Consider the following 22,044-nt stretch of genomic DNA (forward strand, 5'->3'; position numbering starts at 1 on the left):
CCGCCGATGCTGGTACTGACAGCACCTGGCAACGGCGGCACGGGGACTCGACCATGGGGGTGTGACGACCGTGACAGCACCGACGGCATCCACGGGCCAGCAGCGCCGCAGACCGGAGCTCGCCGCCTTCCTGCGGGCCCGCCGGGCCCGGGTGACACCGGCGGACGTCGGGATGCCCCCGGGACTGCGGCGGCGCACTCCGGGGCTGCGCCGCGAGGAGGTCGCCCAGCTGTCCGGCGTGGGGGTGACCTGGTACACCTGGCTGGAGCAGGGCCGGCCGATCAACGCCTCGGCCCAGGTGCTCGACGCGGTGGCCCGCACCCTGCGCCTGGACCGCCCGGAGCGCGAGCATCTGTACCACCTCGCGGAGGTGCCGTACGAGCCCGAGACGGACGGCGAGGAGGCGGCGGGGGTCAGCCCGGAGATCCAGGGCATCCTGGACGCCCTGGTGCCCCACCCGGCCGTGGTCTACAACGCGCGGTACGACGTGCTGGCGACCAACGCGACGTACGACCTGCTGTTCGCCTCCGAGCCGGGCGCTCCGGAGACCGGCCCGCTCGGGATACGCAACGTGCTGTGGACCCTCTTCACGGTGCCCGAGCCGAAGTGCCCGGTGGTCGACAAGCGGCTGGAGCTGCCCCTGATGGTGGCCCAGCTGCGCGGCTCGTACGGGCGCCATGTCGGCGAGCCCGCCTGGGAGGAGCTCGTCCGGCGTCTGTCGCAGGCCAGCCCGTACTTCGCGGAGCTGTGGCGCAGCGGCGATGTCATGCCGCCGGGGACCCGGGTGAAGACCTTCCGCCATGACGCGGTGGGCGAGATACGGATGACCTCGGTGTCGCTCTCGATCAACGGGATGCCGGAGTGCCGGATCGTCACGTACACGCCCAACGACGAGGCGAGCCGCGAGGCCATCACGGCGCTCGGCGCGGGGAGGTGACACGGCGGAAGCCGGGGGGGCGGAAAACGACGAATCCCGCCCCCTGATGGGGACGGGATTCGGTGACTGTGGAGCTAAGGAGATTTGAACTCCTGACCCCTTGCATGCCATGCAAGTGCTCTACCAACTGAGCTATAGCCCCTCGTGTTCTTCGCGCTCCGCGCTGCGAACAAGAAGAACTCTAGCCTGTGACCGGCCGGAAAGTGAAATCCGGGGTCTGCGGGGCCCGGGCCGGGCTCAGTCGTCGTCGCCGAGCACCGGCTCCGGCAGGGTGCCGGCGTTGTGCTCGAGCAGGCGCCAGCCGCGCGCGCCCTCGCCGAGGACGGACCAGCAGCAGTTCGAGAGCCCGCCAAGGCTCTCCCAGTGCCGGGCCTCCAGGCCGAGGAGCCGGCCGATGGTGGTGCGGATGGTGCCGCCGTGGCTGACGACGACGAGCGTGCCGTCGACGGGCAGCTTGTCGGCGTGCTCCAGGACCACCGGGGCGGCCCGGTCGGCCACCTCGGTCTCCAGCTCGCCGCCACCGCGGCGCACCGGCTCGCCGCGCTTCCAGGCGGCGTACTGCTCGCCGTAACGCGCGGTGATCTCGTCGTGGGTCAGCCCCTGCCACTCCCCCGCGTACGTCTCGCGCAGGCCGGAGTCATGGGCGACGGCGTGACCGGTGATCGCGGAGAGCTCGGCGGCCGTGGCCGCCGCCCGCTTCAGGTCGGAGGCGACGATGGCGTCGGGCTCCAGGGCAGCGAGCAGCCGGGCGGCCCGGCGCGCCTGGGCGACGCCGGTCTCGGTCAGCTCGATGTCCGTGGACCCCTGGAATCGGCGCTCCAGGTTCCAGGAGGTCTGGCCGTGGCGCCACAGGACGATACGGCGGCCGGTGCCACCCTTGCCGATGCTCAGCTCAGCTCACCGTCCGCCCCGTCGGTGCCCATGAGGCGGGCGTGCTCCTCGGCCTTGCCGCGGGTCTTGACGGCGTCCTCGGGGAGCGGCAGCTCGGGGCAGTCCTTCCAGAGCCGCTCGAGCGCGTAGAAGACGCGCTCCTCGCTGTGCTGGACGTGGACGACGATGTCGACGTAGTCGAGCAGGATCCAGCGGGCGTCGCGGTCGCCCTCCCGGCGCACCGGCTTGGCGCCGAGCTCCTTGTTCAGCCGCTCCTCGATCTCGTCGACGATCGACTTGACCTGGCGGTCGTTGGGGGCGGAGGCGAGCAGGAAGGCGTCGGTGATCGACAGCACATCGCTGACGTCGTACGCGATGATGTCGTGCGCGAGTCGGTCGGCCGCCGCCTGGGCGGCGAGGTTGACGAGCTCGATGGAGCGGTCCGTGGCGGTCACAAGCAGGCTTTCGTCGGCGGTCTGAGACACCTCAAGGGTCTCATGTACCGCCGACGGGCCCGAAAAGGATTAACGGAAGGTCACCGCTTGGCTCCGGGGATCTTGTAGTCCTCGCCCAGCACGACGGTGACCTCGGCGTTTCCGGAGGGCTTGCCCTTGGTGACGGATCCGGCGGGCAGCCCCAGGGTCTTCGCGACCTCGGCCGCGGCCGGCTTCTGGGCGTCGTCGCCGTAGACGACCTGCGACTTCTCCTGGCTGCCGGCCTTGGTGCCGCCGACCACGGCGTAGCCGCCGTTGATCAGGACCACGCGGGCCGCCTCGGTGGCGTCCTCGCCGGTGGCGTCACGGATCGCGACCCGGGTCGCCGCGCCCTGCTCGGGAGCGCTCACCTTGCCGCCGAGGATGTCCTTGACCACGCTGTCGCCGGCGGCCTCGCTGAGCGAGCCGTCGGGCTCGACCGGCAGGACGGCCGTCTTGTAGTCGCCGACCTTGGCGTGCTCGGCCAGCTTGGCCAGGGAGGCGCCGAGGTCCTTCTCCGGCAGGGACGGGTCGAGGATCTGGGCGAGGGTCTCGACGGTGACCGTGGCGGCCTTGGGGTCGTCGGAGATCTTCCGCAGCACCCCGTACATCACCTGGCCGAAGCGCTGGAGCTGCTTGATCTCCGACTCGCCGGGCGCCCGGTAGGTGGCGTAGGCGACGGCGGCGCGGCCGTTGAGGGTCTGGTTCTCGCCCTTCTTGACCAGCGGTTCGGCGCCGGGCTTGGCGCCGGGCACCTCGGTGTCGGTGGTGATGTCGATGTTGCTGACGAGCTCGACGAGGTTCTCGAGGTACGGGGTGTCGATCCGCCAGGTGCCGGTGATCTTCGTGCCGAGGAGGTTGCCGATGGCCTCGCGGGTGCCGCTGGAGCCGTCGTCCTCGACGGACTTGGCGAGCGTGGTGGTGGAGCCCTCGTCGTCGGCGACGGCGAGCGAGTTGGGCAGCAGGACGGTGGTGCCCTGCTTGGTGGTGGTGTTGTCGACCAGAAGGGCGGTGGACGTGCCGCCGCCCGTGGTGTTGTGCAGGTGGACGACGATCGTGTCGCGCTGCTGCGGACCGGTGGCGGTGTTCTGCTTCTGCTCCTCGCCGGACAGGCCGGGGAGCTTTCCGGCCGACCACAGGTAGCCGACGCCGCCGACCGCGGCGAGCACGAGGACCACGACGAGGGCCACGACCCGGTTGCGGCCGCGGCGCCGGGCCTCCTCGCGCCGCTCGGAGCGGCTCTCGGTGAACGCGAGCCAGTCGATGACGTCCTCGGAGTCCTCGTCGGGCTCCTCGATGAACGAGAACTGCTCGGTGCGGTAGGCGCGCCCGTCGTCCTCCGGCGCCGGACGCTGCCCGGGCACGGCGGCCGACGGGGCGGCGGGCGGGGTCTGCGGGGCGGCGGCGGGCGGCGGCACGACGGGGGCGGCCTCGGTCCGGACGGCCCACTGCTGCCCGGTCCGGTCCGGCTGCACGGCCTGGTCCGGCGGGACGACGTGGCCCTGCTGGCCCGTGTCGTACTGCTGGCCCGTGTCGTACTGCTGGTAGTCGTACGGGCTCTGCGGGGCCTGCTGGGCGTAGGGGTCGTAGGGGTCGTACGGCGTCTGCTGGGCCGGCTGCTGCTGTGGCTGCGCGGGCTGCTGCCGGAGCGGCTGCCCGTAGGCGTCGTAGCCCTCGTAGCCGTAGTGCTGCTGCCCGCCCTGCGGCTGCTGCTGGGCGTACGGGTCGTAGTGCTGCTGCGGGACCTGCTGCTGGTACACCGGCTGCCCGTACTCGTCGTAGCCGATGATCTGCGGCTGCGGGTAGTACGGGTCGTACGGGTTCTGCTGGTCGTTCACCGGTGCCCCTCCCCGAGGCTCACTCGCCGCGGTACAACTGGCGCTTGTCGATGTAGCGCACCACGCCGTCCGGGACCAAATACCAGACCGGGTCGCCCTGTGCGACCCTCGCCCGGCAGTCGGTGGAGGAGATGGCGAGCGCGGGGACCTCGACCAGCGAGACCCCGCCCTTGGGCAGGCCGTCGTCGGTGAGGTCGTGGCCCGGGCGGGTGACGCCGATGAAGTGGGCGAGCGCGAACAGCTCCTCGGCGTCGCGCCAGGTGAGGATCTGCGACAGCGCGTCGGCGCCGGTGATGAAGAAGAGGTCCGAGTCGCTGTTGAGGGAGCGCAGGTCCCGCAGCGTGTCGATGGTGTACGTCGCCCCGCCGCGGTCGATGTCGATGCGGCTGACGGAGAACTGCGGGTTGGAGGCGGTCGCGATGACCGTCATCAGATAGCGGTCCTCGGCCGCCGAGACGGCCTTGTGGCTCTTCTGCCACGGCTGCCCGGTCGGCACGAACACCACCTCGTCGAGGTGGAACAGGGCGGCCACCTCGCTGGCGGCCACCAGGTGTCCGTGATGGATCGGATCGAACGTTCCGCCCATCACGCCGAGTCGGCGCTTGCCGCGGCCGCCAGTAGGCACTTCCTGCTCTCCCATGCGTGCAGAGCCTACTGGCACGGCGGCGGGCGCCGGTTCAGCGGCCTCTCGCTCAGCGGTCGCGGTTGAAGCGGGTGGTGATCCAGAGCAGAAGCAGCAGCGCGAGGAGCGCGCCGCCACCCGTGACGTACGGGCTGAGGCTTTCGTGGTTGCCGCCGTGCTCGGCACCCTCGTTCGCGAGCGTGACCAGGTTGGCGGCGGTGGCGTGGAGGCTCATCTTCGGCAGGACCTTCGATCGGGGATGGGAGCGGAGACTTCGCGCACATCGTATGCGGCGCGTCGCGGAGCGCTCACGCCGACTCAGGCGTTGGCGTCACCGGCACCCTTTTCGGCGGGGGTGCCCTGGGCGGGGGTGTCCTCGGCGATCCCCTCCTGTCCGCCCTTGTCGCCGTATCCCCGCAGCAGGAACCAGGCCAGCAGGGCGCCGCCGACGATCGAGACGAGCAGCACGATGCGGAGGGTGTCGCCCGGTCCCTGCTGCTGCGTCGCGGCGAGCAGGGTGGTGACGGCGGTGGTCGCGTGGTCCGTCATGGCGGTCGTGCTCCTCGATTGTCCACAGTGCCCGAGTTATCCACAGGCTCCGGCACACGGTAGCCCCCTCGCCTAGTCTGGGTTGCGTCAGGGGGACGAGCACCGACTCGTACGAACAGGGGGCATCCATGACCGAGAACCAGCAGGGGAACCTTCCGGGGCGGCAGCGCAAGCGCTTCGCCGGCATCTCCTCGCGGGCCTACGAGCACCCGGCGGACCGCTCGGCGCTGGTCGCGCTGCGCAAGCTGAGCGGCTTCGACACCGTCTTCAAGGCACTGAGCGGGCTGCTGCCCGAGCGCAGCCTGCGGCTGCTGTTCCTCTCCGACTCCGTGCGGGTGAGCGACGCCCAGTTCTCCCACCTCAACGACATGCTGAGGGACGCGTGTTACATCCTGGACCTGGACAAGGTCCCGCCGATGTACGTCACGCAGGACCCCAAGCCGAACGCGATGTGCATCGGCCTGGACGAGCCGATCATCGTCGTCACCACCGGCCTGGTGGAGCTGCTCGACGAGGAGGAGATGCGGGCCGTCGTCGGGCATGAGGTGGGCCACGCGCTGTCGGGCCACGCCGTGTACCGGACGATCCTGCTCTTCCTCACCAGCCTGGCCATCAAGATCGCCTGGATCCCGCTGGGCAACATGGCGATCATGGCGATCGTGACGGCGCTGCGCGAGTGGTTCCGCAAGTCGGAGCTCTCCGCCGACCGGGCGGGGCTGCTCGTGGGACAGGACCTGCAGGCCTCGATGCGGGGCCTGATGAAGATAGCGGGCGGCAACCACCTCCACGAGATGAACGTGGACGCCTTCCTCGCCCAGGCCGACGAGTACGAGAAGGGCGGCGACCTGCGCGACTCCGTGCTCAAGATCCTGAACGTGCTGCCGCGCTCGCACCCCTTCACGACCGTGCGGGCGGCCGAGCTGAAGAAGTGGTCCGAGACCCGCGACTACCAGCGGATCATGGACGGGCACTACCCGAAGCGGAGCGAGGACAAGGACACCTCGGTGACCGACTCCTTCCGTGAGTCGGGCCGCCACTACGCCGACACGGTGCGCGGCAGCAAGGATCCGCTGATGAAGCTGGTCACCGACATAGCCGGCGGCGCCGGGGACCTCGCGGGGGACCTGGGCGGGAAGCTCTTCGGCCGGTTCGGCGGGGCGGGCGGCGGCGCCGGGAGCGGCGGAGGCACCGCGGCCGGCGGCAACGGCGACGGTGGCGGCGGCCGGGGCACGGACGGCGGCCGGCGGGGCGACGGGCCGGACCGGGGCGACCGGGGCGGTCAGAGCGAGGGCTGAGCGCTCGGGGCGAGCGTCCCGCAGAGCGAGGAGGCGGTGGGCCGGCCGGTGGCGTAGGGGTCGACGACGGCCTGCCGGGCACGGTCGGCGCGCTCGCCCGCGAGCAGCGGGCGCAGCGAGCCGGTGCCGTCGGCGGCGCAGGACTGCGGGCCGGCCTGGACGGTGCTGCTGAGCAGCTCCGCCCGGTGCATCCGCAGGTCCTCCCGGTCGAAGCGGAAGTGCATCTCGCGGTGGACCGTGAAGAGGGAGGCCAGGGCCGTCGGGCCGGCGCCCGCGGAGGCGGGGCGGACGGCGTAGGTGAAGGTGTGGTCGGCCGTGACCTCCAGGAGGTCGCTGCCGATCTCCTGGACGCGCAGGGTGCCCTGGACGCGGGCGGCGGGGGCGGCGAGGGCGACCTGGCGGGGGTCGAAGCGCACCAGCCAGGCGGCGACGGCGTGCCGGCCGTCGTCCCGGGGCGACTCGACGCTCTGGTCGAACTGCTCCAGCTGGTCCGGGTCGATCAGGATGCGGGCCGGGCGTACGGTCGCGCCGGTCAGGACGTCGGGTTCGAGGGAGGAGGCGACCAGGTACTCCTTGGCGATGCTGAGGGCAGCCACGACCTGGCTCTCGGAGAAGTGGGGGGTGCGGCCGGTCAGCGGCAGGTTGATCCCGGCGGCGCCGCTGCGGTACTCGGCGACGGGGCTGTGGGCGAAGAGCCGGTCGGGTTCGCCGCCGGTGACGGCGGACTGCGGGGCGAGCGGGACGACCGTGGTCCGCAGGGCTTCGGCCCGCTGGTCGACGGGCGGCTGGTAGGGGTTGCGGACGCCGAGGTAGACGGCGGTGCCGAAGGCCAGCACGATCAGCAGCACGAGCAGGAGGGCCTGCCGGGAGCCGCCTCTGCCCTCCCAGGAGGGGCGGGATCTGACCGCCTGGGCGTGCTCCCCCATCCGTTCCCGGGCGGAGAACTCCTGGAGCCGGGCAGCACGGACGAACGCCTCGTCGAAGACGACGGATCGGTACTCGTCCTCACCGCCGGGGAGCCCCTCGGGGGTCCCCTCAGGCGGGTCGCCACGCCCTGCCATACCTTCAGGGTAGGTCTGCGGACGCTTCGGTAAACGCCGAGGTGCACGGCAACTTCCGAAGAAGGCCGGCGAGTGGGCCGGCGGGCAGGTCAGGGGGTGCCGGGTACGGCGGGTACGGCTGCCGGTGCGCTGGGCACGGTGGCGGCGGAGGGCGCGGTGCGGGGCTTGTCCACGCCGCTGGTGGCCGGCGGCGGGATGCGGTCCTGGCGGTTGGCGGAGGCTCCGCGGTAGACCGCGCTGAAGGCGAGGGCGACCATGCCGACGCCCATCACCAGGGCCAGCACCCAGGCGACCGGCCGGTGCCAGCGGGCGCTGCCGCGGTAGGGGCGCAGGGCGCCGCCGTGGGGGCCGTAGGGGCCGAAGTCGTCGTCGGCGGTGTCCGGGTCGTAGCCGTCGGGGAGGCGGACGGGGTCGTAGCCGTCGTCGTAGAGCTCGTCGTCGGCGAGGCCGGCGACGGCATGGGCCCGGGCGGCCTCCGCCTCGGCGCGGGCCTGGGCGGCGGCGAGCAGCCGCTCGACCGCGGTGGGCTCGTGGATCTCGGCCGCCCGTACGAAGTCCTCGTCGAAGACCACGGTGGCGAAATCCTCGTCGGCGCCTCCGCGGTCGACAGAGTCCTCGGGGTCCCCGCCGTCCTGGAACGGCGTGCCCCCCACGTCGTCCGGCACGGGTTCAGAGTAGACCTGGGAGGGGGTTTTGGGCAGGGAGAGCGCGAACTGTCCCTGCCCGGGTCATGCGTCCGAAAGAGGTGCGTCGGTCACCGGACGTGACCGTCGCCGGTCACGATGTACTTGGTGGAGGTGAGCTCCGGAAGGCCCATGGGGCCCCGGGCGTGCAGCTTCTGGGTGGAGATGCCGATCTCGGCGCCGAAGCCGAACTGTCCGCCGTCCGTGAAGCGGGTGGAGGCGTTGACGGCGACGGTGGTCGAGTCGACCAGCTGGGTGAAGCGGCGGGCCGCGGCCTGGGAGGTGGTGACGATGGCCTCGGTGTGGCCGGAGGACCAGAGCCGGATGTGCTCGACGGCCTTGTCGAGGGAGTCGACCACGGCGGCGGCGATGTCGTAGGAGAGGTACTCGGTCTCCCAGTCCTCGGGGGTGGCCGGGACGACGGAGGCCTTGGTGCCCTCGGCGTGGGCGAGGACCCGCTCGTCGGCGTGGACGGTGACGCCGGCCTCGGCCAGGGCGTCCAGGGCGCGCGGCAGGAAGGCGTCGGCGATGTCCCGGTGGACCAGGAGGGTCTCGGCGGCGTTGCAGACGCTGACCCGGTGGGCCTTGGAGTTGATCAGGATCTCGACGGCCATGTCGAGGTCGGCCTGGGCGTCCACGTAGACGTGGCAGTTTCCGGTGCCGGTCTCGATGACCGGGACGGTGGACTCCTCGACGACCGTGCGGATCAGGGAGGCGCCGCCGCGCGGGATCAGGACGTCGACGAGACCGCGGGCGCGCATCAGCTCGCGTACCGACTCGCGGGACTCGCCGGGCACGAGCTGGATGGCGTCGGCGGGCAGTCCCGCACCCCCGACGGCGTCGCGCAGGACCCGTACCAGGGCGGTGTTGGAGGAGTACGCCGAGGACGAGCCGCGCAGCAGGACGGCGTTGCCGGACTTCAGGCAGAGGGCAGCGGCGTCGACGGTGACGTTGGGCCGGGCCTCGTAGATGATGCCGACGACGCCGAGCGGGACGCGGACCTGGCGCAGGTCGATGCCGTTGGGCAGGGTGGAGCCGCGGACGACCTCGCCGACCGGGTCGGGCAGGGCGGCGACGTGCCGGACGTCCTCGGCGATGGCCCGCACCCGCTCGGGGGTGAGGGTGAGCCGGTCGATGATGGCCTCGCTGGTGCCGGCCTCGCGGGCGCGGGCGATGTCCTCGGCGTTGGCCTCGACGATCTCGGCGGTGCGGACCTCGAGGGCGTCCGCGATGGCGAGCAGGGCGTCGTCCTTCGCCGCGCGCGGGAGTGGCGCGATTTCGGCGGCCGCGGCGCGGGCCCGGTAGGCGGCCTGGGCGACCGGGGACATGTTGTCGAAGGGCGTGAGCGAGGTCATGCCCGCAGGGTACTGGCACCTCTGCGGACATCCCTCACGTATCCCCGCCCTGTCCCGTACTGCGAGACGTCCCCCGACCGGACGTCCGTGCGTGCGGGTGTCAGTACGGGTGGACGCCCACCGGGGCGGCCGGCGGGGGGCCGTAGCCCTCGGCGATCCGCTGGTGGTAGGTCTCCCGGTCGATGACCTCCAGGCCCACGATCTCCCACGGCGGCAGCTTGGCGCTCTGCCGGTGCTCGCCCCACAGCCGCAGGGCGACGGCCGCGGCGTCGTGGAGGTCGCGGGCCTCCTCCCAGTAGCGGATCTCGGCGTGATCGTTGGCATAGCGGCTGGTCAGCAGGAAGGGGTGGTCGTGGGCCAGCTGTTCGAGCGCGCGGCGCACCTCCTTCAGCGGGGCCTCCTTGCCGGAGACGCTGAGGGTGATGTGCCAGAGCTTGGACAGCTCCCGGTCCGGGGTCTGGGCTTGTGTGGTGTCGTCTGTCGCGTCGGGCTCGTCGAAGTCGGCTCCGGCCTCGACGCTCGTCAGGGCGCGTTCGGCCGTCCCGCGGGGCGTGGCCCCTGGGCGCGCTCGTCTCACCGGCGGCCTCCTGTGTGATGCCTGTGCTGCGTGCTGCTGCATGCTGCTGCGTGTGCGCGTTCTGGTCTTCCCCGCCCTCTCCCTTGCCCCCGAGACAAAGTTGACCAGTCCGGGGCGGTGCATGGGGCGGTTTTGGTGAAGGTCCCTACCGGATGACCAGACTTTCAGCCGTTTCGGTTCACAAGACTCGGTTTATAGGGCATGGGTTCACCGGGCCCGGGTTCACCCGGCGGGTTCACATCACGACCAGGTCGTCGCGGTGGACGATCTCGCGTTCGTACTCGGGGCCGAGCTCCCGGGCCAGTTCGTGGGTGGAGCGGCCGAGGAGCCGGGGGATCTCCTTGGCGTCGAAGTTGACGAGCCCTCGGGCGACCGCGCGGCCCGCGGTGTCGCGCAGCTCCACCGGGTCGCCCGCGGTGAACTCGCCCTCGACGGCGGCGATCCCGGCCGCGAGCAGCGACTTCTTGCCCTCGACCACGGCCCGGACGGCACCGTCGTCGAGGGTCAGCGAACCCTGCGGGGTGGAGGCGTGCGCCAGCCACAGGAGCCGGTCGGCGGAGCGGCGGCCGGTGCGGTGGAAGTAGGTGCCGGTGTCGCGGCCGGCGAGGGCGTCGGCGGCACGGCTGGCGGAGGTGAGGACGACGGGGATGCCGGCGGCGGCCGCGATCCGGGCCGCCTCGACCTTGGTGACCATCCCCCCGGTGCCGACGCCGGCCTTGCCGGCCGAGCCGATCTCGACATGGGCGATGTCGGCGGGTCCGGTGACCTCCGCGATGCGCGAGGTGCCGGGCTTGGCCGGGTCGCCGTCGTAGAGGCCGTCCACGTCGGAGAGCAGGACCAGCAGGTCGGCCCGGACGAGGTGGGCGACGAGGGCGGCGAGCCGGTCGTTGTCGCCGAAGCGGATCTCGTCCGTGGCGACGGTGTCGTTCTCGTTGACGACCGGCAGGGCGCCCATGGCGAGCAGCTGGTCGAGGGTGCGGTAGGCGTTGCGGTAGTGCGCGCGGCGGCTGGTGTCGTCGGTGGTGAGCAGGACCTGGCCGACGCGGACGCCGTAGCGCGCGAAGGAGGCGGTGTAGCGGGCGACGAGCAGCCCCTGGCCGACGCTGGCGGCGGCCTGCTGCCGGGCGAGGTCCTTGGGCCGGCGGGTGAGTCCGAGCGGGGCGAGGCCCGCCGCGATGGCGCCGGAGGAGACCAGGACGATCTCCTTCTCGCCGCCGCTGCGGACCTTGGCGAGGACGTCCACGAGGGCGTCGACCCGGTCGGCGTCGAGGCCGCCGGAGGCGGTGGTCAGCGAGGAGGAGCCGACCTTCACGACGATCCTGCGGGCTTCCGTCACGTACTGCCTGGCCACTGTCACCTGCGTCGTCCTCGCCGTCATGCTCGTGCTCTCGCTCGGCAGGCAATCTACGCGAGCCGCCTCGGGCGCCGCCTGCCTATTCCACCGGCTGGACCGCGGTCCCGGTGTGCGCGGCCCAGGCCGAGGCGATCATGGAACGCACGTCGTGGCGGGCCTTCCAGCCCAGTTCGGCGGAGATCCGCTCGGCGGAGGCGACCACCTTCGCCGGGTCGCCGGGGCGGCGGGCGGTGACCTCGGGCTCGACGGGGCGGCCGGTGACCTCGCGGATGAGGTCGATCATCTCCCGTACGGAGACGCCCTCGCCGCGCCCGATGTTGAGGGTGAGGTCGCGGTGGTCCCCGGCCGCGGCGAGTTCGGCGAGCCGGCGGGCCGCGGCCAGATGGGCGTCGGCGAGGTCGGCGACGTGGATGTAGTCGCGGACGCAGGTGCCGTCGGGGGTGGCGTAGTCGTCGCCGAAGATCAACGGTGGCTGCCCGGCGTCGAGCCGCTGGAAGACCATCGGCACCAGGTTGAAGAAGCCGGTGTCGGCGAGCTCGGGGGCGGCGGTGCCCGCGACGTTGAAGTAGCGCAGACAGGCGGTGGCCATGGCGTGGGCGCGGCCCACGGAGCGGACCATCCACTCCCCGGCGACCTTGGTCTCGCCGTACGGGCTGAGCGGCGCGCAGGGCGTGTCCTCGGTGACCAGTTCGGTGTCGGGCATGCCGTACACGGAGGCCGAGGAGGAGAAGAGGAAGGAGCCGACACCGGCCGCGGCGGCCGCTTCGAGCAGGACCTGCAGGCCCGTCACGTTCTCGCGGTAGTAGAGGAGCGGGCGTTCGACGGACTCGCCGACGGCCTTCTTCGCGGCGAGGTGGACGATCCCGCGGATCCCGTGCTCGGCGAGGACCCGGTCGAGGAGGGCCCGGTCGAGGACGGTGCCGCGCTCCAGGGGCACGCCCGCGGGGACTCTCGCCGGATCGCCGGTGGAGAGGTCGTCCAGGACGACGACGCGTTCCCCCGCCTCGGTCATGGACTTGACGACATGGGAACCGATGTAGCCGGCGCCGCCGGTGATGAGCCACGTCATTCGGGCAGCCTAACGCGAAGGGGTACGGAACGACGGCGGCCCGGCGGGCCCCCCGCAGGGGACCGCCGGGCCGCCGTGGCAGACAGGGGGGTTCAGCCGCGCTCGGCCAGCGAGGCCCGGAAGGCCACGCACTCCTCGTAGACCGGCAGGATGCCGGCCTCACGCGCCTGCGCGAGGGTCGGGCCCTGGGCGTCCTTGGCGGACAGCTCGGGTTCGCCGTCGACCGGCCACTCGATGCCGATCTCCGGGTCGAGCGGGTAGACCGTGCGCTCGCGCTCGGGGGCGTAGCCCTCGGAGCAGAGGTAGGTGACGGTCGCGTCGTCGGTCAGCGCGCAGAAGCCGTGGCCGAGGCCCTCGGAGAGGTAGACGGCCTTGCGGTCCTTGTCGTCGAGGCGCACGGCCTCCCACTTGCCGAAGGTCGGCGAGCCGACGCGGACGTCGACGATGATGTCGAGCACCGCGCCGCGGACGCAGGTCACGTACTTGGCCTGGCCGGGCGGCACGTCGGCGAAGTGGATGCCGCGCACGACGCCGGCGGAGGAGACGGAGAGGTTGCCCTGCTTCAGGTCGAGCGGGTGGCCGACGGCCTCGGCCATGCGCTCGGCCTTGTACCACTCGAGGAAGAGGCCACGGGCGTCACCGAACTGCTGCGGGACGAACTCCCAGGCGCCCTCGATACCAAGGGGGTTGACCTTCATGGAACTGACGTGTCCTCTCAGGCCTTGTTCTCGGCCTCGTACGCAAGGAGGTTGAGCAGGTAGTCGCCGTAGCCGCTCTTGGTCAGCGGCTGGGCGAGGGCGCGCAGCCGCTCGTCGTCGATGAACCCGGCGCGCCAGGCGGCCTCTTCCAGGCAGCCGATCTTCATGCCCTGGCGCTCCTCGACCACGCGGACGTACTCGGAGGCCTGGACGAGGGACTGGAAGGTGCCGGTGTCGAGCCAGACGGTGCCGCGGTCGAGGACCGAGACCTGGAGCTCGCCGCGCTCGAGGTAGTGCTTGTTGACGTCGGTGATCTCCAGCTCGCCGCGGTCGCTGGGCTTGAGGCCCTTGGCGATCTCGACGACGCGGCTGTCGTAGAAGTAGAGACCCGGCACCGCGTAGCGGGACTTGGGGTTCTTCGGCTTCTCCTCGATGGAACGGGCGACGCCGTTCTCGTCGAAGTCGACGACACCGTAGGCGGTGGGGTCGGACACGGCGTGGGCGAAGACCACACCGCCCTCGGGGTCGCTGTAGTCCGCGAGCTGCCGGCCGAGGCCGACACCGTGGAAGATGTTGTCGCCGAGGATCAGCGCGACGGGCTCGTCGCCGATGAATTCCTCACCGATGACGAAAGCCTCGGCAATTCCGTTGGGGTGCTCCTGAGTGGCGAACTGGATGTCGAGTCCGAAATCGGACCCATCTCCCAGAAGCCGCTCGAACTGGGGGCGCTCCTCCGGACCGGTGATGATCAGAATGTCCTTGATCCCCGCCATCACGAGGGTGGACAGGGGGTAATAGATCATCGGCTTGTCGAAGACCGGCATCAGCTGCTTCGACACGGCTCGGGTGATCGGCCACAGTCGGGAGCCGGTACCACCGGCAAGCAAAATTCCACGCATGGGCACGCAGCCTACGGCAGCCCCGCCGGGGCGTTCACCACCCCGACCGTGAGAACGGCCACTGGAACGGTGCGCGAAGCCCACCCCATAGAATGGTGGCCCTTATGAAGATTCTCGTCACCGGCGGCGCCGGGTTCATCGGTTCACAGTTCGTGCGGGCGCTTCTCTCCGAGGAGCTGCCCTCGGGCAAGGGTGCCCAGGTCACCGTCCTGGACAACCTGACCTACTCCGGCAACGAGGCGAACCTCGCCCCGGTGGCGGACAAGCCCGGCTACACCTTCGTCCACGGCGACATCCGTGACTACGCGGTCGTCGACGACGCCATGCGCGGCCAGGACGCGGTCGTGCACTTCGCGGCCGAGTCCCACGTGGACCGCTCGATCCTGGACTCCTCGCCGTTCGTCACCACGAACGTGCTCGGCACCCAGGTGCTGCTCGACGCGGCCAAGCGCCACGGTGTCGGCCGCTTCGTCCACGTCTCCACGGACGAGGTCTACGGCTCGATCTCCGAGGGCTCCTGGACCGAGGACTGGCCGCTCGCGCCGAACTCCCCGTACTCGGCCTCCAAGGCGGGCTCCGACCTGCTGGCCCTGTCGTACCACCGCACGCACGGCATGGACGTCGTCGTGACCCGCTGCTCCAACAACTACGGGCAGTACCACTTCCCCGAGAAGATGATCCCGCTGTTCACCACGAACCTGCTGGACGGGAAGAAGGTGCCGCTCTACGGCGAGGGCCTGAACATCCGCGACTGGCTGCACGTCTCCGACCACTGCCGTGGCATCGAGATGGTGCTGCGCGGCGGCCGCGCGGGTGAGGTCTACCACATCGGCGGCGGCACCGAGGTCACCAACAAGGAGCTCACCGGTCTCCTCCTGGACGCCTGCGGCGCCGGCTGGGACATGGTCGAGCACGTCGAGGACCGCAAGGGCCACGACCTGCGCTACTCGCTGTCGATCGCCAAGATCCAGGAGGAGCTCGGCTACACGCCGCAGGTCACCTTCGCGCAGGGTCTCGCCGACACCGTGCAGTGGTACCGCGACAACCGCGCCTGGTGGGAGCCGCTGAAGGCGAAGGCGGCGCTGTCCGCATGAGCCGCTGGCTGATCACCGGTGCGGCCGGAATGCTCGGCCGCGACCTCGCCGAGGTGCTCGCGGAGAGCGGCGCCGAGTACACCGCGCTGACCCGCAAGGAGCTGGACATCACCGACGCCGCCGCGGTCCGCGCGGCGGTGGCCGGCCATGACGTGGTGGTCAACGCCGCGGCCTGGACCGACGTCGACGGTGCCGAGACCGAGGAGGCCGCGGCCACCCGGATCAACGGCGAGGGCCCGCGGGCGCTCGCCGCGGCCTGCGCCGAGACCGGCGCCGTGCTGATCCAGGTCTCCACGGACTACGTCTTCCAGGGCGACGCCTCCGAGCCGTACCGGCACGACGCGCCGACCGCCCCGGTGAACGCCTACGGGCGCAGCAAGCTGGCCGGCGAGCTGGCCGTCACCGAGCTGCTGCCCGAGCGCGGCTACGTGGTGCGCACCGCGTGGCTGTACGGCGCCCACGGCCGCAACTTCGTGTCGACCATGCTGGGCCTGGCCGAGCAGCGCGAGACCGTCGACGTGGTCGACGACCAGCGCGGCCAGCCGACCTGGACCCGTGCGCTCGCCCGCCAGCTGCGGGACCTGGGCGAGGCGGCCGTGGCGGGCAGGGCCCCCGCGGGCGTCTACCACGGCACGGCCGCCGAGACGGCGACCTGGTTCGACCTGGCGCGGGCGGCCTTCGAGCTGACCGGACTGGACCCGGAGCGGGTGCGGCCGACCACCTCGGAGAAGTTCGTGCGCCCGGCGCGCCGTCCGTCCTACAGCGTGCTCGCGCACGAGCGGTGGGCCGAGGCGGGCGTGGCGGCGCAGCCGCACTGGCGTGAGCAGCTGACCGAGGCCCTGCGGGTCATGGCACCGGGCGGACGGTCCGGCGCGTGAGTCTGCTGGAGCGGATCAGCACGGCGCTGCCGCGGGGCACGGCCTTCGTCGGCATCGGCACCGCCGTGCTCGGCGGGGCCAACTACGTGCATCTCGCGGCGGCGGGCCACTCGCTCTCCGTCGACGACATGGCGAGCTTCTCGGTCCTGTGGACCGCGGTGGCCTCGATAGGTCTGGGGCTCTTCTTCCCGGTCGAGCAGGAGATCACCCGCGTGGTGGCCGCCCGTGTGGTGGCCGGCGACGGGGCGCTGCCCGTGCTGCGGCGCGGCGCGGCGCTCTCGTTCGGGCTGCTCGCGGCGGTGCTGGTGCCGCTGGCGCTGTTCGCCGGGCCGCTCGCGGACGTCTTCTTCCACGGGGACGAGAGCCTGGTGCTCGCGGTCGGCGGCGCCTTCGCGGCGCTGGCCTGCGCCCATGTGACCCGCGGGATGCTCGCGGGGCTCGGCCGTTTCGAGGCGTACGGGCTGCAGCTCGGCCTCGACGGCCTGTTGCGCATCGTGCTGTCCGTGGGCATGGCGCTGGCCGGGGTGACCTCGGCCTTCGCGTTCGCCGCGGTGATGGCGGTGGCGCCGCTGATCGCGGTGGCCGTGACGCTGCCGCCGGTGTTCCGCGGGGCCAAGGCGGGTTCGACGGCGCGGTGGCGGGAGCTGATCGAGCACCTCGGGCTGCTCGTCGGCTCGACGCTGCTCGCGCAGGTACTCGTCAACATCGCGGTGATCAGCACCAAGTTGATCGCGACGGACGACAGCGCCCTGGTCGCGGCGCTGCTCTCGGCGCTGGTGCTGGCGCGGGTGCCGCTGTTCGCGTTCGGCGCGTTCCAGGCCTCGCTGCTCGCGGGGCTGTCCACGGCGCAGGCCGAGGGCGACGTCCTCGGCTACCGCCGGCTGCTGCTGCGGGCCTGCGGGCTCACGGCCGGCCTCGGCGCGGCCTTCGGGATCGGCGCGGTCGCGCTGGGCCCGGTCCTGCTGCCGGTGCTGTTCGGTTCGCCGGACGTCCTCGGGCCGGTGGACTTCGCGTGGCTCTCGCTCGGCACGATGCTCTACATGCTGGCGATGGTGCTCGGCCAGGCGCTGCTCACGAGCGGCGCCGCGCGTCAGCAGTTGCTCGCGTGGGTGGTGGGCACGGCGGTCCTGGTGGCGGTCACTCTCAGTCCCCTGGAGCTGCGCAGCAGGGTCGAGATCGCCTATGCCGTGGGGTCGCTGACGGTCGTCATCTGCATGACTCTCGTCCTTCGCTCTCGTGTAGGCTACCGTTCGGTGCACTCATAGGAATGATCACCATTCCCTCACTCTCCGTGACCTTCGCGGCGGACAGTGGACTGCAATCCCCGGCGGCTCCTTCTCCAGCCGCCCACCCTTGGAAGAGTAGACAGGCCCTTTCCATGAGTCGTCCCATACACCGGAGCCACGCATGAAGTTGTGGATGCTGACTTCGGTCACCGGAGTCTTTCTCGTCGCGTGCATCGTGGAGCTGCTGCGCCGCCGCAAGCTCAAGGAGAAGTACGCGTTCCTGTGGGTGCTCACCGGACTGGTGATCATCCCGCTCGGCTTCTTCCCCAGCGGTCTGGACTCGGTGGCCCGCGCGGTGGGCGTCGCCTCCGGTGTGAGCCTCCTGCTCTTCCTCAGCGTCGCGTTCCTCTTCATCGTCTGCCTCCAGCTCAGCTGGGAGGTGGGCCACCTCGAGGAGGAGGGCCGCACCCTTTCGGAGGAAGTGGCCCTGCTGCGCATCGACGTGACCGAGCTGCGCAAGGAGCTGGCGGAGAAGGCCGACACTGCCGAGCAGGGGAGCTCCAAGTGATCGACGGCAAGCGCGTACTGATCATCATGCCCGCGTGGAACGAGGCCGAGGGCGTCGCCGACGTCATCAAGGAGGTCTACGCGACCCTCCCCGGCGTCGACGTCCTCGTCGTGGACGACGGCTCGGCCGACGACACCAGCGCCGTGGCGCGGGGCGCCGGCGCGACCGTGATGACGCTTCCGTACAACCTCGGCGTCGGCGGCGCGATGCGCGCCGGCTACCGCTACGCCCACGACCGCGGCTACGACGTGGCCATCCAGGTCGACGCGGACGGTCAGCACGACCCGCGCAACGTGCCCGAGCTGCTGGCCCGCCTCGACGCCGGCGCCGACCTCGTCATGGGCGCGCGCTTCGCCGGCACCGGCGACTACGAGACCCGCGGCCCGCGCAAGTGGGCGATGCTCGTCCTCGCCTTCTGGCTCTCGCGCATGGCGAAGACCAGGCTGACCGACGTCACCTCCGGCTTCCGGGCCTCCAACCGCGATCTGATCGACGTGTTCGCGCACTGGTACCCCGTGGAGTACCTGGGCGACACCGTGGAGTCCACCATCGCCGTGGTCCGGGCCGGTTACCGGATCGAGCAGGTGCCCGTCGCGATGCGTCCGCGGGCGACCGGCACCCCGAGCCAGTCGCCGTGGAAGGCCACCCTGTACCTGGGCCGCATCGGCATGATCCTGCTCCTCGCGCTCAGCCGCAGCTCCGCCCTCGGCCCCAAGGGGAAGGGCAAGTGACCGCGGTGGGGACCCTCGACATCATGCTGCCGCACTACGGCGACACGGGCCTGATGCAGGCCGCGGTGCGCAGCGTCCTCGACCAGACCGACAAGGACTGGCGGCTGACCGTCGTCGACGACGGCAAGGAGGAGGGCGTCCCGGAGTGGTTCGCCTCCCTCGGCGACAGCCGGGTCCGCTACATGCGCAACGAGCAGAACCTCGGCATCACCAAGAACTTCCGCAAGTGCGTCGACCTCGTCGAGTCCACGCACTTCGCGATGCTCGGCAGTGACGACCTGCTGCTGCCGAACTACGTCGCGACGATGCGCGCCGCGATCGAGGCCCAGCCCGACGCCGTGATCTACCAGCCGGGCGTCGAGGTCATCGACGAGAACGGCGAGCCGTCGACCACCCTGGGCGACGAGGTCAAGAAGCGGCTGTACGCGCCGAAGGACACCGGCCGCCGGCTGGTGCTCTCGGGCGAGCCGCTCGCCGCGAACCTGCTCGGCGGCAACTGGCTGTACTTCCCCTCGATCGTGTGGCGGGCCGAGGCCGTCAAGGAGGTCAGCTTCCGGGAGGACCTGTCGGTCATCCAGGACCTGGCCCTGATCATCGAGCTGATCCGGCGCGGCGGGAAGCTCGTCGTCGAGCCGGTCACCGCCTTCCGCTACCGGCGCCACTCGGGCAGCCTGTCCTCCTCCGAGGCCGTGTCCGGCGCCCGCTTCGGCGAGGCCGTGCGCTTCTTCAACGAGGTGGCCGACGATCTCGACCGGCACGGCTGGCCGAAGGCCGCGAAGGCGGCCCGGCGGCACCTGTCGATGCGGCTGCACGCGCTGACCATGGTGCCGGGGGCCGTACGCCACCGGCAGTCGGCGGCGGCGCGCAAGCTGCTGGGGTACGCCCTGACGAACTCGCAGTGACCGTCCGGCGGGGCGGCGGGAGTGATCCCGCCGCCCCGCCGGACGTGGTCCACCCCTCTCGTGTCCAAAGCCCCGTCCGTCCGGAAGCCCGAAGCCCACATGACTCCCACGCAAGCAGCGCAGCGGTCCAACGTCCCCCGGTTCAGCATCATCGTTCCGGCGTACGGGGTCGAGGCGTACCTGCGCGACTGCCTCGACTCCGTGCTGAGCCAGTCGTTCCAGGACTTCGAGCTGATCGCGGTCAACGACGCCTCGCCGGACGCCTGCGGCGCGATCATGGACGAGTACGCGGAGCTCGACCCGCGCGTGGAGGCCGTCCAGCTGGAGCGGAACGTGGGCCTGGGCCGCGCCCGCAACGCCGGCATGGCCCGGGCGAAGGGCACCTATCTGCTCTTCCTGGACAGCGACGACACCATGCTGCCCGGGGCGCTCGCGGCGATCGCCCAGCGGCTCGACGAGACCGGCGACCCCGAGCTGCTGGTCTTCGACTACTCGCGGACGCACTGGGACGGCCGGATCACCCCGAACGCCAAGGCGAAGGTGCTCGCCGACAGCCCGCGCGGGGCCGTTCCCCTGTCCGCCAACCCGGGTCTGCTCGGCCTGCTCCAGGTCGCCTGGAACAAGGCGTACCGCCGGGACTTCGTGGAGCGCTGGGGCTTCGAGTACCCCGTCGGCTACTACGAGGACACCCCCTGGACCTACCCGGTGCTGGTCGCCGCCGAGTCCATCGCGGTGCTCCCCCGGGTCTGCGTGCACTACCGGCAGCGGCGCCAGGGCAGCATCCTGCACAGCACCAGCCGCAAGCACTTCGACGTCTTCGACCAGTACGCCCTGGTGTTCGGCTTCCTCGACGCCAACCCGCAGTTCGACGACTGGCGCGGCCCGCTGTTCGACCGCATGGCCAACCACTTCCGGGTGATCGAGAGTTCGCCGGGCCGGCTCCCCGACGACGCCCGCGCCGAGTTCCGGGCGACCGTCCAGCAGTTCGAGAAGAAGTACCGCCCGGCCGGGCACACCAGCCCGCAGGGCGCCGGCTCCGCCCGCCGCAAGGCCGCCGGCAAGCTGCCCGCCCCGCTGCGCGGCGCCGCCCGGCGCGCCTACCGCACCGCGCGCAAGGTCAAGGCCGCCCCGCGCCGGCTGCGCAAGCCGCTGCGCACCGCGGTGCTCGCCGGCTACTACCGGGCGCAGCGCATGCTGCCCGTGCAGAACGACACGGCCGTCTTCGCCGCGTACTGGAACACGGACTACGCCTGCAACCCGGCCGCCGTCCACCAGAAGCTCCTGGAACTCGCGCCGAAGGTGAAGACGACCTGGGTGCTCAAGCCCGGCTCGCGCAACACGCCGCCGCCCGGCACGAACGTCGTGCACCCCGGCTCCTTCGGCTTCTGGCGTGCGATGGCCCGCGGCAAGTACTTCGTCAACAACGTCAACTTCCCCACCCGGGTGGTCAAGCGCCCCGGCCAGATCCACGTCCAGACCCACCACGGCACCCCGCTGAAGCGGATGGGCGTCGACCTGGCCGAGTACCCCGTCGCCCAGGGCGACCTCGACCTGCCGTCGCTGATGGAGCGGGTCGACCGCTGGGACTACAGCGTCTCCTCCAACAGCTTCACCACGGCGATCTGGGACCGCGCCTACCCGGCCGAGTACACCAAGCTGGACTACGGCTACCCGCGCAACGACGTGCTGGTCCGGGCCGGCGAGGAGGACCGGCTCCGGGCCCGGGCGGCGCTCGGTCTGCCCGAGGACACCACGGTCGTGCTGTACGCGCCGACCCACCGCGACTACCAGAGCGTCCCGCAGCCGCTGCTCGACCTGGAGCACCTGGCGGCCCGGCTCGGCGAGGGCTTCACGGTCCTGTCCCGGGCGCACTACTTCCTGCTCGACACCCCGGGCGGGACCGGCCCCAAGGACGGCTCGCACGTCGTGGACGTCAGCCGGCACCCCTCGGTCGAGGAGCTGTTCCTCGCAGCCGACTGCCTGCTGACCGACTACTCGTCGCTGATGTTCGACTACGCGCTGCTCGACCGGCCCGTCGTGATCTACGCCAACGACTGGGAGGTGTACCGCGCCACCCGCGGCACCTACTTCGACATCCACGTCGAGAAGCCGGGGCACGTGGTGGAAACCGAGCCGGAGCTCCTCGACGTCTTCCTCTCGGGGCGCTGGTCCGACGCCGAGTCCGCGAAGCTGCGGACGGAGTTCCGGAGGCGGTTCTGTGAGTTCGACGACGGCGCCGCCGCCGAGCGGGTGGTACGCAGGGTCTTCCTGAACCAGGAGAATGTACCGCCGGTGGCCCTCCCCACGGAGCGCCCGAGCACGCGCACCCGCGGCTAGAGCTACCGTGTGCGGCGAGCCGTACATT

General features: G+C 71.5%; 23 protein-coding genes and 1 tRNA gene. 9 read left to right on the plus strand and 15 right to left on the minus strand.

The window, feature by feature from the left end:
* The first annotated feature begins 61 nt into the window (after window positions 1-61).
* On the plus strand, window positions 62-937 hold the full coding sequence (locus ACH414_RS05460; protein ID WP_386564198.1) for a helix-turn-helix transcriptional regulator: 876 nt from the start codon (window positions 62-64) through the stop codon (window positions 935-937).
* Between the two features lie 69 nt (window positions 938-1,006).
* Here the strand turns inward: ACH414_RS05460 and ACH414_RS05465 are convergent.
* The 7 genes from ACH414_RS05465 to ACH414_RS05495 all read right to left on the minus strand — a co-directional run bounded on the left by ACH414_RS05465 (window position 1,007) and on the right by ACH414_RS05495 (window position 5,289).
* Window positions 1,007-1,079 (minus strand) — tRNA-Ala (locus tag ACH414_RS05465).
* Window positions 1,080-1,174: 95 nt separating this feature from the next.
* The gene (locus ACH414_RS05470) at window positions 1,175-1,828 is read right to left on the minus strand and encodes a histidine phosphatase family protein (protein WP_382543883.1); all 654 of its coding nucleotides are present in this window, start codon (window positions 1,826-1,828) and stop codon (window positions 1,175-1,177) included.
* Window positions 1,825-2,262, minus strand: coding sequence for a ribosome silencing factor (rsfS, locus tag ACH414_RS05475; protein WP_382543772.1), 438 nt, complete (start codon window positions 2,260-2,262; stop codon window positions 1,825-1,827). The genes ACH414_RS05470 and rsfS overlap by 4 nt, the downstream gene beginning before the upstream one ends.
* 80 nt (window positions 2,263-2,342) lie before the next feature.
* Window positions 2,343-4,118: an LCP family protein gene (locus ACH414_RS05480; protein WP_398940839.1), complete on the minus strand. Its 1,776-nt coding sequence runs from the start codon at window positions 4,116-4,118 to the stop codon at window positions 2,343-2,345.
* 19 nt (window positions 4,119-4,137) lie between these two features.
* On the minus strand, window positions 4,138-4,758 hold the full coding sequence (gene nadD / locus ACH414_RS05485) for a nicotinate-nucleotide adenylyltransferase (RefSeq protein ID WP_382543778.1): 621 nt from the start codon (window positions 4,756-4,758) through the stop codon (window positions 4,138-4,140).
* A 52-nt stretch (window positions 4,759-4,810) separates the two neighbouring features.
* Entirely contained in the window at window positions 4,811-4,975 is a 165-nt protein-coding gene (locus ACH414_RS05490; RefSeq protein WP_046905622.1) for a hypothetical protein, read from the minus strand.
* 83 nt (window positions 4,976-5,058) lie between these two features.
* The gene (locus ACH414_RS05495) at window positions 5,059-5,289 is read right to left on the minus strand and encodes a hypothetical protein (RefSeq protein ID WP_382543889.1); all 231 of its coding nucleotides are present in this window, start codon (window positions 5,287-5,289) and stop codon (window positions 5,059-5,061) included.
* 128 nt (window positions 5,290-5,417) lie between these two features.
* Here ACH414_RS05495 and ACH414_RS05500 point away from each other — a divergent pair, with 128 nt between their 5' ends.
* A complete protein-coding gene (locus ACH414_RS05500) occupies window positions 5,418-6,584 on the plus strand; it encodes a M48 family metallopeptidase (protein ID WP_382543781.1) in 1,167 nt (388 codons plus the stop codon).
* On the opposite strand, the gene ACH414_RS05505 is transcribed toward ACH414_RS05500, so the two are convergent.
* The 8 genes from ACH414_RS05505 to rfbA all read right to left on the minus strand — a co-directional run bounded on the left by ACH414_RS05505 (window position 6,569) and on the right by rfbA (window position 14,280).
* Window positions 6,569-7,645, minus strand: coding sequence for a hypothetical protein (locus tag ACH414_RS05505; RefSeq protein ID WP_382543784.1), 1,077 nt, complete (start codon window positions 7,643-7,645; stop codon window positions 6,569-6,571). The genes ACH414_RS05500 and ACH414_RS05505 overlap by 16 nt on opposite strands.
* An 89-nt stretch (window positions 7,646-7,734) precedes the next feature.
* On the minus strand, window positions 7,735-8,310 hold the full coding sequence (locus tag ACH414_RS05510; protein ID WP_398940840.1) for a hypothetical protein: 576 nt from the start codon (window positions 8,308-8,310) through the stop codon (window positions 7,735-7,737).
* Window positions 8,311-8,399: 89 nt separating this feature from the next.
* Window positions 8,400-9,683, minus strand: a complete 1,284-nt coding sequence (locus ACH414_RS05515; RefSeq protein ID WP_386564209.1) for a glutamate-5-semialdehyde dehydrogenase — start codon at window positions 9,681-9,683, stop codon at window positions 8,400-8,402.
* A 100-nt stretch (window positions 9,684-9,783) separates the two neighbouring features.
* Window positions 9,784-10,260: a hypothetical protein gene (locus tag ACH414_RS05520; RefSeq protein WP_398940841.1), complete on the minus strand. Its 477-nt coding sequence runs from the start codon at window positions 10,258-10,260 to the stop codon at window positions 9,784-9,786.
* 235 nt (window positions 10,261-10,495) lie between these two features.
* Window positions 10,496-11,596, minus strand: a complete 1,101-nt coding sequence (proB, locus tag ACH414_RS05525; RefSeq protein ID WP_386564800.1) for a glutamate 5-kinase — start codon at window positions 11,594-11,596, stop codon at window positions 10,496-10,498.
* Between the two features lie 97 nt (window positions 11,597-11,693).
* Window positions 11,694-12,683, minus strand: coding sequence for a UDP-glucose 4-epimerase GalE (galE, locus tag ACH414_RS05530; RefSeq protein ID WP_386564213.1), 990 nt, complete (start codon window positions 12,681-12,683; stop codon window positions 11,694-11,696).
* 92 nt (window positions 12,684-12,775) lie between these two features.
* Window positions 12,776-13,381, minus strand: a complete 606-nt coding sequence (gene rfbC / locus ACH414_RS05535) for a dTDP-4-dehydrorhamnose 3,5-epimerase (RefSeq protein ID WP_382543799.1) — start codon at window positions 13,379-13,381, stop codon at window positions 12,776-12,778.
* 17 nt (window positions 13,382-13,398) lie between these two features.
* A complete protein-coding gene (rfbA, locus tag ACH414_RS05540; RefSeq protein ID WP_382543802.1) occupies window positions 13,399-14,280 on the minus strand; it encodes a glucose-1-phosphate thymidylyltransferase RfbA in 882 nt (293 codons plus the stop codon).
* Between the two features lie 104 nt (window positions 14,281-14,384).
* On the opposite strand from rfbA, the gene rfbB reads away from it, so the two are divergent.
* The 7 genes from rfbB (at window position 14,385) to ACH414_RS05575 (ending at window position 22,016) form a co-directional block, all read left to right on the plus strand.
* The gene (gene rfbB / locus ACH414_RS05545) at window positions 14,385-15,374 is read left to right on the plus strand and encodes a dTDP-glucose 4,6-dehydratase (protein WP_382543804.1); all 990 of its coding nucleotides are present in this window, start codon (window positions 14,385-14,387) and stop codon (window positions 15,372-15,374) included.
* Window positions 15,371-16,252 carry a dTDP-4-dehydrorhamnose reductase gene (gene rfbD / locus ACH414_RS05550; RefSeq protein ID WP_382543807.1) on the plus strand — a complete coding sequence of 294 codons (882 nt, stop codon included), beginning with the start codon at window positions 15,371-15,373 and terminating at the stop codon, window positions 16,250-16,252. Before rfbB ends, rfbD begins: the two co-directional genes overlap by 4 nt.
* Complete coding sequence (locus ACH414_RS05555) at window positions 16,249-17,517, plus strand: lipopolysaccharide biosynthesis protein (protein ID WP_398940842.1); 1,269 nt, start codon at window positions 16,249-16,251, stop codon at window positions 17,515-17,517. Before rfbD ends, ACH414_RS05555 begins: the two co-directional genes overlap by 4 nt.
* Window positions 17,518-17,671: 154 nt before the next feature.
* Window positions 17,672-18,046, plus strand: coding sequence for a DUF2304 domain-containing protein (locus tag ACH414_RS05560; RefSeq protein ID WP_382543813.1), 375 nt, complete (start codon window positions 17,672-17,674; stop codon window positions 18,044-18,046).
* Complete coding sequence (locus ACH414_RS05565) at window positions 18,043-18,777, plus strand: glycosyltransferase family 2 protein (protein ID WP_382543816.1); 735 nt, start codon at window positions 18,043-18,045, stop codon at window positions 18,775-18,777. Before ACH414_RS05560 ends, ACH414_RS05565 begins: the two co-directional genes overlap by 4 nt.
* Window positions 18,774-19,679: a glycosyltransferase family 2 protein gene (locus tag ACH414_RS05570; RefSeq protein ID WP_382543819.1), complete on the plus strand. Its 906-nt coding sequence runs from the start codon at window positions 18,774-18,776 to the stop codon at window positions 19,677-19,679. The genes ACH414_RS05565 and ACH414_RS05570 overlap by 4 nt, the downstream gene beginning before the upstream one ends.
* Window positions 19,680-19,778: 99 nt before the next feature.
* Window positions 19,779-22,016: a CDP-glycerol glycerophosphotransferase family protein gene (locus ACH414_RS05575; protein WP_398940843.1), complete on the plus strand. Its 2,238-nt coding sequence runs from the start codon at window positions 19,779-19,781 to the stop codon at window positions 22,014-22,016.
* The last annotated feature ends 28 nt before the right edge of the window (window positions 22,017-22,044 follow it).

Origin of the sequence: Streptomyces sp. NPDC020422 (genome assembly GCF_044386705.1) — a bacterium.
Lineage (GTDB): Bacteria > Actinomycetota > Actinomycetes > Streptomycetales > Streptomycetaceae > Streptomyces.

Coding starts and splice junctions, on each gene's coding strand:
- rfbA (WP_382543802.1), bottom strand. CDS start 14,280: ATGCGTGGAATTTTGCTTGCCGGTGGTACCGGCTCCCGACTGTGGCCG.
- ACH414_RS05560 (WP_382543813.1), top strand. CDS start 17,672: ATGCTGACTTCGGTCACCGGAGTCTTTCTCGTCGCGTGCATCGTGGAG.
- rfbC (WP_382543799.1), bottom strand. CDS start 13,381: ATGAAGGTCAACCCCCTTGGTATCGAGGGCGCCTGGGAGTTCGTCCCG.
- nadD (WP_382543778.1), bottom strand. CDS start 4,758: ATGGGAGAGCAGGAAGTGCCTACTGGCGGCCGCGGCAAGCGCCGACTC.
- rfbD (WP_382543807.1), top strand. CDS start 15,371: ATGAGCCGCTGGCTGATCACCGGTGCGGCCGGAATGCTCGGCCGCGAC.
- ACH414_RS05500 (WP_382543781.1), top strand. CDS start 5,418: ATGACCGAGAACCAGCAGGGGAACCTTCCGGGGCGGCAGCGCAAGCGC.
- ACH414_RS05575 (WP_398940843.1), top strand. CDS start 19,779: ATGACTCCCACGCAAGCAGCGCAGCGGTCCAACGTCCCCCGGTTCAGC.
- rfbB (WP_382543804.1), top strand. CDS start 14,385: ATGAAGATTCTCGTCACCGGCGGCGCCGGGTTCATCGGTTCACAGTTC.
- galE (WP_386564213.1), bottom strand. CDS start 12,683: ATGACGTGGCTCATCACCGGCGGCGCCGGCTACATCGGTTCCCATGTC.
- ACH414_RS05505 (WP_382543784.1), bottom strand. CDS start 7,645: ATGGCAGGGCGTGGCGACCCGCCTGAGGGGACCCCCGAGGGGCTCCCC.
- ACH414_RS05495 (WP_382543889.1), bottom strand. CDS start 5,289: ATGACGGACCACGCGACCACCGCCGTCACCACCCTGCTCGCCGCGACG.
- ACH414_RS05515 (WP_386564209.1), bottom strand. CDS start 9,683: ATGACCTCGCTCACGCCCTTCGACAACATGTCCCCGGTCGCCCAGGCC.
- ACH414_RS05490 (WP_046905622.1), bottom strand. CDS start 4,975: ATGAGCCTCCACGCCACCGCCGCCAACCTGGTCACGCTCGCGAACGAG.